Here is a 12,131-nt window from a genome sequence, read left to right as displayed (position 1 = left end):
GATCACGGGAAGGAAGACGCTCGCCATGTCACGGCTCCAGCCGCAGCCTCGGGGAATCTCCCAGGCCGCCCCGCAGACCGGCGGGGACCACACCGCCCGGCCCGCCGCCCCTGCCGAGGCCAGCGCCGGCTTTGTGCTGCCGGTCCTGGCCCTGGCGCTCGGCCACATGCTGTCCAACGGGCTGCGCACCCTGCCGGCCATCGCCGCCGACCGCATCCAGCTCGATCTCGGCCTGACGGCGGAGGGCCTGTCCAGCCTGACCGGCTCCTATCACATCGCCTTCGCCCTGGGTCAGATCCCCGTCGGCGTGGCGCTGGACCGCTTCGGCGTGCGGCCGGTCTCGCTGGCGCTGCTCACCATCGTCTGCATCGGCACGCTGCTCGCCGCCCTGGCGGGCGGCCCGGCCGGGTTCCTTGTCGCCCAGCTCGTCCTCGGCCTTGGCTGCGCCGGGGCGCTGATCGCCCCGATGACCCTGGCCGCCAAGCGCATGAGCCCGGCCCGCTTCGGCCTCTGGAGCGGGCTGATCCAGGCCATCGGCAACACGGGCATGCTGCTCTCCGCCTCTCCCCTCGCCTGGCTGGTGGAACGGGAGGGCTGGCGTGCCGGCTTCTGGGCGGCGCTGGGCTTCGGTGTCTTCGCCCTGGCCTGCACCGCCCTGCTGGTGCGGGACCGGCCGGTGCCCGGCAGCGAAAGCCGCCGCTCCCTGCTGGGCGACGCGGCCGAGGTGCTGCGCCTCGTCGTCTCGCGCCGCCTGCGCGGGGCGGTGGTGCTGGCCTTCTGCTCCTTCGCCATCGTGGCCTGCCTGCGCGGCCTCTGGGGCGGTCCCTGGCTGATGCTGGAAAAGGGCCTGGACCGGCTGGAGACAGGCCATGTCCTGTTGCTGGCGACCCTGGCCCTCATCCTCGGCACCGTCGGCTGGGGGGTGGTGGACCGCCGGCACGAAGGCTGGCGCCGGCGGTTGCTGATCGGCGGGCACCTCGCCGCCGCCGCCGCCATCGGGCTGCTGGTCGCCGGAGGGCCGGACGGGCTGCTCGGACCCCTGCCGGTGGGCTGGGACCTCGCCATGCTCACCCTCTTCGGCCTGAGCATCGGGGTGCAGCCGCTGATCTTCGCTGCCACCCGAGCCCTCGTGCCGCCGGAACAGACCGGCAAGGCGCTGTCCGCAGTGAACCTGTCCTTCTTCCTCGGCGCCGCCGTGCTGCAGCCCGGCTCCGGCGTGGTGGCCAGCCGAGCGGGCACGGGCGCGGCGCTGCTCTTCCTGGCGCTGGTGGTGCTGCTCTGCACACTGGTCTTCGCCTGGCTGGGGCGGCCCCGCGCGGGTTCCGTGGGGAAGGCGGCCGCCCCACGGGATCGTTAACAGCCGGCGCGCGATAGGGGATGCCGCGCCGCGGCCTGGATGGCGAGTTGCCATCCCCAGCCTGTGCGGAGGGCGTCGTCGTGCGAGGTTTCCCCGATCCGGTTCCGCTCCGGCCCAGGCCCCGGCTGGAAAGGGTCCCGGAGAAAGCCGCGGTGAAGCCGGCCATGAAACATACGGCCGCACAATCATTCACGAATGTAAGTCTTGACCAGCGGCCCTCGCCGGGCCATCCCTCCGTGTGACGCCCTGCCCCGAATCTGTCCGCAGCCGGGGGCGGGCAGGAACAATGCCGGAATCCCGCCCGCGAACCCCCATGGTTCTGTGGGCGGTGCCGTCCGGAGCCCCATCAGACCGCACCCGGGCCCCTTCCCGGTTGTCCGCGGATACGCCTGGAGTAGCTACGATGTTGGGACGTATCGCCAAGGGCTCGCTCGGCCTGTCGCTGGGCTGGTCGGCGCTTGTTGCGCCAGCCACCCTCGTCGCTTCCACCTTCGCCGCGCCGGTCCTGCTGCCGTCGCTCGGCCTGTCCGCCCTGGCCCCCACGGCCTGGGCCCAGGGCGCGCCACAGGGCCCGCCGGCGGTCGGCGTGATCGAGCTGAGGCCGCGCCCGGTCACGGAAAGCACCGAATTCGTCGGCCGGATCGAGTCCACCGACCGCGTGGACCTCAAGGCCCGCGTCACCGGCTTCATGCAGGAACGCCTGTTCCAGGAAGGCCAGGAGGTCAAGCGCGGCGACGTGCTCTACCGGCTGGAGCGTCCGCCCTTCGAGGCCCAGGTGGCCCAGGCCCAGGCCTCCGTCGCCTCGGCGGAGGCGGAGCTGACCAATGCCCGCGTCTCCCTCGCCCGCGCCCAGGACCTCGCGCGCAGCAACTTCGGCACCCGCGCCAACCTGGACACGGCGACCGCCCAGGAACGCACCGCCAACGCCAACCTGCTCTCCGCCCAGGCCCAGCTCCGCGTGGCGCAGATCAACCTCGGCTACACCAACATCATCGCGCCGATCGACGGCCGCATCGGCCGCACCAACCTCACCATCGGCAACGTGGTCAGCCCCGATGTCGGCACCCTGGCAACCATCGTGTCGCAGGACCCGATGCGCGTCTCCTTTCCCATCAGCTCCCGCGCCGCGACCCAGCTCTATGAACGCTACGCCAACCGCGGCGGCATCGACGCCGTGCGCGTGCGCATGCGCCTGAACACCGGCGAGCTGTATCCCGAGAGCGGGCGGATCGAGTTCATCGACAACCAGATCAACCGCAACACGGACACGATCCTGGTGCGTGCCCTGGTCGCCAACCCGGTGCGCGGCAACAGCAGCAGCGGCACGGTGCCCTCGCGCTCGCTGATCGACGGCCAGTTCGTCAATGTCTATGTCGAGGGCGTGGAGCCGGTGCAGGCCATCGTGGTGCCCCGCGCCGCCGTGCTGCAGGACCAGCAGGGCTCCTACGTCTTCGTCGTGGACGCGGAGAAGAAGGCCCAGCGCCGCGACATCACCCTCGGCCGCGCCCTGGGCGCGGATACGGTGGTGGAGAAGGGCCTGAACCCCGGCGACATCATGGTGGCCGAGGGCATCCAGCGCGTCCGCCCCGGACAGGTGGTGAACCCCGCCCCGGTGGCACCCGCCGCGACTCCCGCGGCCGGCCCGGTCCAGCCCGGCAGTCCCCCCGCCGGCAATGCGCCGGCCAGCAGCTCCAATGGCAGCGGCACCGCCCCGACCGGCGGCAGCCAGCCCGGAGGCAGCCAGGCGCCCTCGACGCAGCCGGCATCCCCGGCCCAGCGGAATCCCGGCTGACCGACGATGATCTCCTCCCTCTTCGTCGACCGGCCGAGGCTGGCCTTCGTCATCTCCATCGTGATCACCATCGCGGGCGCCATCTCGCTGATGCGCATCCCGGTGGCCCAGTTCCCGGACATCGTGCCGCCCCAGGTGCAGGTCAGCGCCACCTATCCGGGCGCCAACGCCGCGGTGATCGAGAGCACCGTCGCCCAGGTGCTGGAGGCGCAGATCAACGGCGTCGAGAACATGATCTACATGTCCTCGAAGAGCGCCAATGACGGCACCTACAGCCTCACCGTCTCCTTCACCCTGGGCACCAATGGCGACATCGCCACGGTGAACGTGAACAACCGCGTCCAGGCCGCCCTGGCCCGCCTGCCGACGGAAGTCCAGCGCAGCGGCGTGACGGTGCGAAAGCGATCCTCCTCGGTGCTGCTCTTCGGCACGCTCTATTCCGAGGGCAACGCGCAGTCGCCGCTGTTCCTGTCGAACTACTTCACCATCAACATGAAGGACACGCTGGCCCGCGTGCCGGGCGTGGGCGAAGTGTCGATCTTCGGCGCGCAGGACTATTCCATGCGCGTCTGGTTCAACGTGGACCGCCTGGTCAGCCTGAACCTCACCCCCTCCGACATCGTGACGGCGGTGCAGGCGCAGAACGTCCAGGCCGCGGTGGGCCGCCTCGGCGGGCGCCCGGCGCCGGACACGCAGCAGTTCCAGATGACGCTGCAGACCCAGGGGCGCCTGACCAGCCCCGAGGAATTCGGCAACATCATCATCCGCGCCAACACCGACGGCTCGGTGCTGCGCCTGCGCGACATCGCGCGGCTGGAACTCGGCGCCCAGACCATGGAGACGGAGAACCGCTACAACGGCCAGCCCTCCGTCGCCTTCGCGATCTACCTCTCCCCCGGCGCCAATGCGGTGAACGTCGCCGCCGCCGTGCGCAACACGCTCGACGGCCTGTCCCAGCGCTTCCCGGAGGGCATGAAGACCAACGTCTTCTACGACACCACCGACTTCGTGAACGACACCATCCACGAGGTCATCAAGACCCTGATCGAGGCCTTCGTCCTCGTCGTGGCCGTGGTGTTCTTCTTCCTCGGCTCGTGGCGCGCCACCATCGTGCCCACCGTGGCCGTGCCGGTCAGCCTGATCGGCGCTTTCATCGTGCTGCTCGGCCTCGGCTACTCGGCCAACACCATCTCCCTGCTGGCCATGGTGCTCGCCATCGGCATCGTCGTGGACGACGCCATCGTGGTGGTCGAGAATGTCGAGCGCGTGATGGAGGAGGAACCCCACCTCACCCCGGCCGAGGCCACCAAGAAGGCGATGAGCGAGATCACCGCGCCGATCATCGCCATCACCCTGGTGCTGCTCTCGGTCTTCGTGCCGATCGCCTTCATCCCCGGCCTCTCGGGCGAGATGTTCCGGCAGTTCGCGGTCACCATCTCCGCCTCGATGCTCATCTCGGCGCTCAACGCCCTGTCGCTCTCCCCGGCGCTCTGCTCCATCCTGCTGCGGCCGCATCCTGACGCGGCCCATGGCGGCGGGCGGCGCGGAATCATGGGCCGCGTGCTGAACGGCATCGACTGGACCCGCGACCGCTATGCCGGGATCGTGGCGCGGCTGGTGCGCGTCTCCGCCCTCTCGGTTCTGCTGATCGCGGTGCTGGCCTTCGGCACCTGGGAGCTTTCCCGCCGCACCCCCACGGGCTTCCTGCCGCAGGAAGACCAGGGCGCCTTCTTCGTCCAGGCCCAGCTTCCCCCCGCCGCCAGCGTCTCCCGCTCGCGCGAGGTGGCGAAGCAGATCGAGGAGATGGTGCGGCAGAACCCGGCGGTGCTGGGCACCCTCTCGGTGGTCGGCTTCTCGCTGATCGACGGCGGCGCGCAGTCCAACTCCGCCTTCGTCGTCGTGCGCATGAAGCCCTTCGCCGACCGCGAGGGCGCGATGGGCAGCGTCCAGGCCGCCATCGGCCGCGTCTTCGGCCAGGTGCAGTCCATCCGCACCGCCAGCGCCTTCGCCTTCAACGTGCCGCCCATCCAGGGCCTGGGCACCGGCGGCGGCTTCGAATACGTGCTCCAGGACTACGAGGGCCGCTCCCCCGCCGATCTCGGCTCCGCCGCCATGGGCCTGATCGCCGCGGCGAACCAGGACCCGCGCCTGTCGGCGGTCTTCACCACCTTCACCGCCAACACGCCGAGCCTCTACCTCGACGTGGACCGCGACAAGGCGCAGGCCCTCCAGGTGCCGATCAGCAGCATCTTCTCCACGCTGCAGGCCACCCTCGGCGGCTACTACGTCAACGACTTCAACCTCTTCGGCCGCACCTGGCAGGTCAACCTCCAGGCCGAGTTCCCCGACCGCGCCAATGTCGAGGACCTGTGGCGCGTCTTCATCCGCAACTCGAACGGGGAGATGGTCCCGCTCAGCGCCCTGGCCACCGCCCGGGTCGTGCTGGGGCCGCAGACCATCGGCCGCTACAACAACTACCGCGCCATCACCATCCAGGGCTCGCCGCGCGCCGGCATCTCCTCGGGCGATGCGCTGAACGCGATGCAGGAACTGTCGGGCCGCACCCTGCCCGCCGGCTACGGCTTCGAATGGACCGGCACCGCCTACCAGGAACGTCTCGCCTCCGGCCAGACGGGCATCATCCTGGCGCTCGCGGTGCTCTTCGCCTTCCTCTTCCTCGTGGCCCTCTACGAGAGCTGGACCATCCCGGTGCCGGTGCTGCTCTCGGTGATCGTGGCCATCACCGGCGCCTTCCTCGGCGTGCTGTTCAGCGGCCTGTCGCTGGACATCTACGCCCAGATCGGGCTCGTCGTGCTCATCGCCCTCGCGGCGAAGAACGGCATCCTGATCGTGGAATTCGCCAAGGAGGCCCGCGAGGGTGGCAAGAGCATCCGCGAAGCCGCCATCGAGGGATCGCGCCTGCGCTTCCGCGCGATCATGATGACCTCGATCGCCTTCATCCTCGGCCTGCTGCCGCTGGTGACGGCGAGCGGCGCCGCCGCCGCATCCCGCCGCGCGGTGGGCACCCCCGTCTTCTGGGGCATGCTCGCCGCCTCGCTGGTCGGCATCTTCTTCATCCCGATGCTCTACGTGACCTTCCAATCGCTGCGCGAGCGCGTGAAGGGCTGGATGGGCAGCAGCGGGGGTGACCGCCCGCCGGCCCAGCCGGCGGCGTAGGGACGCAGGCCAGGAAGGGCCGGAGAGGGCGACCTCTCCGGCCCTTTTCCTTTGGGCGCCCCGTTTGCCGGCCGTCTCACCGGGGCGCCCTTCCCCCTTCCCAGGCACCCCGCTCCCGGCCGATGATGCCGCCACGTTTCCGGGTGGGAGGATCAGAACCATGGCCAAATTCGGCCTCAGCCAGTCCCTGCGTCGCGTCGAGGACCCTCGTCTCCTGAAGGGCGAGGGCCGCTACACGGACGACCTCGCCGTCGCCGGCACGGCCACGGGCTACCTGCTGCGCAGCCCTCACGCCCATGCGACGATCCTCTCCATCGACACCGCCGATGCGCGGGCCATGCCCGGCGTGCTCGCCATCTACACGGCGGAGGAGCTGGCGGCGGACGGGATCGGCCCCCTGCCCCATGCCGGCAGCCTGAAGAACCGCGACGGCTCGCGCTCCGCCAATGCCCCGCGCTTCCTGCTCGCCAGCGGCAAGGTGCGCCATGTCGGCGATCCGGTGGCCTTCGTGGTGGCGGAAAGCCTGGATGCCGCCAAGGATGCGGCCGAGGCGATCCTGGTGGACTACGACCCGCTGCCCGCCTGCACCGACCTCGCCGCGGCCAACGAGCCCGGCCAGCCGCAGGTCTTCGACGACGTGCCCGATAACCGCGTCTTCGACTGGGAAATCGGCGACAAGGCGAAGACCGACGCGCTCTTCGATTCGGCGGCGCATGTCACGCGCCTGACCGTGGTGAACAACCGCATCGTCGTCGCCTCGATGGAAGGCCGGGCGGCGCTCGCGGAATACGATGCCGCGACGGAACGCTTCACCCTCCAGGCCACCAGCCAGGGCGCCTGGCACCTCAAGGACATGCTGGCCGAACACGTCTTCAAGCTGCCCAAGGAAAAGTTCCGCGTCGTCACCCACGATGTCGGCGGCGGCTTCGGCATGAAGCTCTTCTGCTATGTCGAGTACGGGCTGGCCTGCTACGCCGCGCGCAAGCTCGGCCGCCCGGTGAAATGGACGGCGGAGCGCAGCGAGGCCTTCCTGTCCGACACGCATGGCCGCGACAACATCACCCTGGGCGAGCTGGCGCTGGACAAGGACGGCAGGTTCCTGGCGCTGCGCACCCGCAACCTCGCCAACATGGGCGCCTATCTTTCGCAGTTCGCCGGATTCATCCCCACCGCCGCCGGCACCAAGGTGCTTGCCAGCGTCTATGGCTTCCAGGCCATCCACGCCCATGTCATCGGCGCGCTGACCCACACCACCCCCGTGGACGCCTATCGCGGCGCCGGGCGGCCCGAAAGCAACTACCTCGTCGAGCGGCTGATCGACGCGGCGGCCCGCGAGCTGGGCATCGACCGCGCCGAGCTGCGCCGCCGCAACATGGTGCCGCCCAGCGCCATGCCGCACACCACCCCGGTCGGCCAGAAATACGACAGCGGCGACTTCGCCCAGGTGCTGGACGAGGCGCTGCGGCGCGCCGACTGGGCCGGCTTCCCCGCCCGGCAGGCGGAGGCCCGCGCCCGCGGCAAGCGGCGCGGCATCGGCCTCGCCTACTACCTGGAGGCCACGGGCGGCGACCCGAGCGAGCGTGCCGAGGTCCGCTTCACCGAGGACGGCCATGTCGAGGTGCTGGTCGGCACCCAGTCCACTGGCCAGGGGCACGAGACCGCCTATACCATGATCATCGCCGAGCGCCTGGGCGTGCCGGTGGACAGGATCCGCGTCCGCCAGGGCGATTCCGACGAGATCCCGACCGGCGGCGGCACCGGCGGCGCCCGCTCGCTCTATTCCGAGGGCACGGCCCTGCTCGCCACCGCCTCCACCGTGCTGGAGCGCGGCCGGCAGGCCGCGGGCGAGGCGCTGGAGGCCTCCCCCGCCGATATCGAGTTCACCACCACCGGCGCGCTCGATGGCGGGGGCCGCTTCTCCATCGCCGGCACCGACCGTGGCATCGGCATCCTGGAACTCGCCGCCCGCCAGCGCGCCGCCGCCGCGCGCGGCGAGCAGGCGACGCTGCTCGACGCCGCCGAGGTCGCGGAGGTGCCCTTCGGCACCTTTCCCAATGGCTGCCACATCGCGGAGGTCGAGGTGGACCCGGAGACCGGCCTGATCGGGATCGCCCGCTACCTGGTGGTCGACGATGTGGGCCATGCCATCAACCCGCTGATCGTGCGCGGGCAGGTGCATGGCGGCGTGGCCCAGGGCGTCGGCCAGGCGCTGCACGAGCATACGGTCTATGACCCGGAGAGCGGTCAGCTCCTCTCGGCCTCCTTCATGGACTACGCCCTGCCGCGTGCCGAGGACCTGCCCGCCATTGAGGTGGACCTCGTCGAGATCCCCTGCGAGACCAACCCGCTCGGCGTGAAGGGTGCCGGAGAGGCGGGCGCCGTCGGCTCGCCGCCCGCGGTGATGAACGCGCTGGTCGATGCCCTGGCCCCGGATGGCGTGACCCATCTGGACATGCCCGCCACGCCCGAGCGGGTCTGGCGGGCCCTGGGGCAAGCCCTGTCCCGGGCGGCCTGAGCCCCGGCGGCGCCGGATTGCCCAGCGGCGGCGCGGGGAACGGAGGGCCGCTCACTTTGCCCGGCGCGTGCCGGGCGGCCTCCCCTCATGGCAGGCCGATGCGGGGCGTGGCGCAGGTGTCGAGGCCCTTCCGGTCCTCCACCCCGCCATCGGCATAGACAACCCGGAGGTCATAGACGCAGGTGCCCGGCTCCCGTGGCACCGAGCGCGCCGCCCCGGGCGGGACAGCGCCGCGCGGCCCCAGAAGCTCCGGCCCCCAGTTCCCCAAGGTGGAAGGCGTGGCGTAGAGCTGGGCGATCACGCGGCCGGAGCGGTTCACCAGGCTGAAGGCCGCATCGCCGGGAACCGCGCCGGCCATGGGCGAGGCAGGCGGGAAGACTACCTGCCGGTCCCGGCAGACATCGACGCCGCGCCGGTCCAGCACCATGCCCGCTGCGGTCACGGCCCGCAGGTCCAGCACGCAGCCGCCCGCCCCATCCGGGCGGATGCGGCGGCTGCCGCCGTCGGGCAGCACTCCGCCGTGCAGCCGCTCCGGCCCCCAGTTCGGCACCTGGGCCGGCGTCGCATAGACGGAGCGGATCGGCTGTCCCGTCCGATTGAGCAGGGTGAAGGCGTTTTCCTGGGCGCGGGCGGGACCCGCAGAGGCCAGCAGCGCGGCGCCCAGAAGGGTGGTCTCCAGAAGGGTGGTCCGAAGGGTGGCCGGAATGGAAGAAGGTCCGATCATCTCCCCGTTCCTCTCCTTGCTGTGCGCAACGGGCCGGTTCAGCCTGGCGGCAGGGCAATGCGCTGGCGCAGCATCCGGACATCCGCCTCTCGCGGATGCGCGGTGCCGGGGTTGGACACGGCGGCGGCGCCGGCGGCCATGCCCCAGGCGAAGGCCTCCTCCGGTTCCGCGCCCCGCGACAGCGCCATCACCATGGCCGCCAGGAAGCTGTCGCCGGCCCCCACTGCGCCCTTCACCTCGACCTTGAGCGCCGGCAGGCGGATGGTGCGCTTCTCCGTGGCCAGGATCGCCCCATCGGCGCCCAGCGTGACCGCCAGGATGCGCGTCCTACCGGAACGGACGATCTCGGTGGCGGCCGCTTCCTGCTCGCGCAGGTCCTTCAGCTCGCGTCCCGCCAGGGTCTGGAACTCGCTCAGGCTGGGCTTGATGAGATCGACGGGCGCCTCCAGCGCCTGGATCAGCGCCTGGCCGGAGGTGTCCAACACGAAGCGCAGCCCGCGCCCGGCGGCGATCCGCGCGGCCCGGGCATAGAAATCCACCGGCACGCCGCGCGGCAGGCTGCCGCTGCAGACGAGCCAGTCGCCCTCCACGGTCTCCAGCACGCCCAGCGCCGCCTGCCATTCGGAAGCGGCGATCAGCGGTCCCTCGGGCACGAAGCGGTATTCCAGGCCGGTGGAACGCTCCAGCACGGTCTGGCTGATGCGGGTGAAGCCCTGCACGGCGATGGACTGGCGCGGCACCCCGGCCTCGTCCAGCAATTCCTCCAGCAGATGGCCCGTGGCGCCACCCGCCAGCATCAGCGCCAGCGTCTCGCCGCCGAACTCCTTCACGACACGGGACACGTTGATGCCGCCGCCGCCGGGGTCATGGGCTTCGGACTCGGTGCGGATCTTGTGGATCGGGCGGATCTTCTCCGCGACGCTGGTCAGATCCACCGACGGGTTCAGCGTCAGCGTCACGATACGGGACTTCGTCAATGGCGCGTGTCCTGATCCTGGGGTTTCCCGCCGGAGCATGCCACGGCCTGGCCGCCCCATCCAAACCCGGGGGCGGCCACGATGCCGCTACTCCGCCTACTACTCCGTATAGATCATCTTCCGGGTCATGCCGCCGTCGGTGACGAACTCTGCCCCGGTGACGAAGCCACTTTCCGGGCCCAGGAGCCAGGCGATCAGCGCCGCCGTGTCCTCCGGGCGGCCGACCCGCCCCACCGGGTGCTGGGCATGGTCCTCGGGGCGCAGGGCCTCGCCTTTCGTGTCGATCCAGCCCGGGCTGACACAGTTCACCCGCACATCGGGGCCCAGGCTGATGGCCAGGGCATGACTCAGCGCCAGCAGCCCGCCCTTGCTGGCGGAATAGCTCTCGGTGTCCGGCTCCGACTGGTGCGCGCGGGTGGAGGCGACCGTGACCACCGCGCCCTTCGCCGCGCGGAGCATCTCCTCGGCGGCCTTCACCAGCAGGAAGGTGCTGGTCAGGTTCGTGGCCAGGACCGAGGACCATTCGGCGAGGCTGAGCTCCCGGATCGGCTTGCGGATCATGAAGCCTGCGTTGCAGACCAGCGCATCGAGGCGCCCCTCCCCGCGCCGGATGCTCTCGGCCAGTGCCCGCACTGCCTCCTCTTCCGCGACATCCGCCCGGACGAAGCGCGCCGCGACATCCGGCGGCGCCTCCGCGCGGTCGGCGATCACCACCCGGTAGCCGTCTTTCGCCAGTCGCCGGGCCACCGCCAGCCCGATGCCATGGGCGGCGCCCGTCACCAGCGCGACGCGTTGCTCCTGCCGCATGATCCTGCCCTCCTGTCTGCCGTCCATGAAGCGCCCGGCAGGCGTGGCGGCTGCATCCGCCGCCCCGGAACGGGAGCGGCTTGCCGGATGCCTGGCCGCGAGGCTCATGATGCGCGGGATGGAGCAGAAGGATCGTGGCGCATGAGCGATGGCGGCATGAATGGCGCGGAGGATGCCCGGCGGCACGCTCCGGCGGCGGAGCGCAACCGGGAGCCCATCCTGGCGGTGCTGCGGCGCCACCTGCCGGCGGAAGGGCTGGTGCTGGAGGTGGCGAGCGGCACGGGGCAGCACGCGGTGCATTTCGCCGAGGCCCTGCCCGGGCTGGTCTTCCAGCCGAGCGACCCGGACCCTTCGGCGCGGGCGAGCATCGATGCCTGGGCCGCGGCGAGCGGGTTGCCGAACCTGCGTCCGGCGCTGGAGCTGGATGCCAGCGGCGGCCGGAACTGGCCTACGCTGCGCGCCGCGGCAGTGCTGTGCATCAACATGATCCACATCTCGCCCTGGGCCGCGACGCTGGGCCTGATGGCAGGGGCCGCGCGGGTGCTGCCGCCGGGCGGGGTGCTGGTGCTCTACGGTCCCTACCGGCGGGATGGGGTGGAGACCGCGCCCAGCAACGAGGCATTCGACCGCAGCCTGAGGCTCCGCGATCCCGCCTGGGGCCTGCGGCGCCTGGAGGACGTGACGGCGGAGGCGGAGAGGCAGGGCCTGCGCCGGCAGGAGGTCGCGGAAATGCCGGCGAACAATCTCTGCCTGGTGTTTCGCCGCGAGGGTGGCTGAGCCGC

Annotated in this window: 8 protein-coding genes; 5 read left to right on the top strand and 3 right to left on the bottom strand. The window is 71.2% G+C overall.

Annotated features, from left to right (window positions below; all coding sequences use genetic code 11):
- Positions 1-25: 25 nt before the first annotated feature.
- From CTJ15_RS06410 to CTJ15_RS06395, 4 genes are all read left to right on the top strand, one after another.
- On the top strand, positions 26-1,357 hold the full coding sequence (locus CTJ15_RS06410; protein ID WP_019461552.1) for an MFS transporter: 1,332 nt from the start codon (positions 26-28) through the stop codon (positions 1,355-1,357).
- A 403-nt stretch (positions 1,358-1,760) separates the two neighbouring features.
- Positions 1,761-3,149 carry an efflux RND transporter periplasmic adaptor subunit gene (locus CTJ15_RS06405; RefSeq protein WP_099781353.1) on the top strand — a complete coding sequence of 463 codons (1,389 nt, stop codon included), beginning with the start codon at positions 1,761-1,763 and terminating at the stop codon, positions 3,147-3,149.
- Positions 3,150-3,155: 6 nt separating this feature from the next.
- A complete protein-coding gene (locus tag CTJ15_RS06400; protein ID WP_099781352.1) occupies positions 3,156-6,326 on the top strand; it encodes an efflux RND transporter permease subunit in 3,171 nt (1,056 codons plus the stop codon).
- Between the two features lie 160 nt (positions 6,327-6,486).
- Complete coding sequence (locus tag CTJ15_RS06395) at positions 6,487-8,841, top strand: xanthine dehydrogenase family protein molybdopterin-binding subunit (RefSeq protein ID WP_099781351.1); 2,355 nt, start codon at positions 6,487-6,489, stop codon at positions 8,839-8,841.
- 85 nt (positions 8,842-8,926) lie between these two features.
- On the opposite strand, the gene CTJ15_RS06390 is transcribed toward CTJ15_RS06395, so the two are convergent.
- From CTJ15_RS06390 to CTJ15_RS06380, 3 genes are all read right to left on the bottom strand, one after another.
- The gene (locus CTJ15_RS06390; protein WP_075821499.1) at positions 8,927-9,565 is read right to left on the bottom strand and encodes a hypothetical protein; all 639 of its coding nucleotides are present in this window, start codon (positions 9,563-9,565) and stop codon (positions 8,927-8,929) included.
- 38 nt (positions 9,566-9,603) lie between these two features.
- A complete protein-coding gene (locus tag CTJ15_RS06385; protein ID WP_083755374.1) occupies positions 9,604-10,542 on the bottom strand; it encodes a 1-phosphofructokinase family hexose kinase in 939 nt (312 codons plus the stop codon).
- A 99-nt stretch (positions 10,543-10,641) separates the two neighbouring features.
- Positions 10,642-11,349: an SDR family oxidoreductase gene (locus tag CTJ15_RS06380; protein ID WP_019461558.1), complete on the bottom strand. Its 708-nt coding sequence runs from the start codon at positions 11,347-11,349 to the stop codon at positions 10,642-10,644.
- Between the two features lie 141 nt (positions 11,350-11,490).
- Here CTJ15_RS06380 and CTJ15_RS06375 point away from each other — a divergent pair, with 141 nt between their 5' ends.
- A complete protein-coding gene (locus CTJ15_RS06375; protein WP_075821497.1) occupies positions 11,491-12,126 on the top strand; it encodes a DUF938 domain-containing protein in 636 nt (211 codons plus the stop codon).
- Positions 12,127-12,131: the final 5 nt, after the last annotated feature.

The sequence above is a fragment of the Roseomonas sp. FDAARGOS_362 genome, from assembly GCF_002754815.1.
Taxonomy (GTDB): domain Bacteria; phylum Pseudomonadota; class Alphaproteobacteria; order Acetobacterales; family Acetobacteraceae; genus Roseomonas; species Roseomonas mucosa.
The sequence above is the reverse complement of the archived record's forward strand: the minus strand, read 5'-3'. Positions and strand labels throughout refer to the sequence as shown.

Coding starts and splice junctions, on each gene's coding strand:
- CTJ15_RS06410 (WP_019461552.1), top strand. CDS start 26: ATGTCACGGCTCCAGCCGCAGCCTCGGGGAATCTCCCAGGCCGCCCCG.
- CTJ15_RS06390 (WP_075821499.1), bottom strand. CDS start 9,565: ATGATCGGACCTTCTTCCATTCCGGCCACCCTTCGGACCACCCTTCTG.
- CTJ15_RS06395 (WP_099781351.1), top strand. CDS start 6,487: ATGGCCAAATTCGGCCTCAGCCAGTCCCTGCGTCGCGTCGAGGACCCT.
- CTJ15_RS06375 (WP_075821497.1), top strand. CDS start 11,491: ATGAGCGATGGCGGCATGAATGGCGCGGAGGATGCCCGGCGGCACGCT.
- CTJ15_RS06405 (WP_099781353.1), top strand. CDS start 1,761: ATGTTGGGACGTATCGCCAAGGGCTCGCTCGGCCTGTCGCTGGGCTGG.
- CTJ15_RS06380 (WP_019461558.1), bottom strand. CDS start 11,349: ATGCGGCAGGAGCAACGCGTCGCGCTGGTGACGGGCGCCGCCCATGGC.
- CTJ15_RS06400 (WP_099781352.1), top strand. CDS start 3,156: ATGATCTCCTCCCTCTTCGTCGACCGGCCGAGGCTGGCCTTCGTCATC.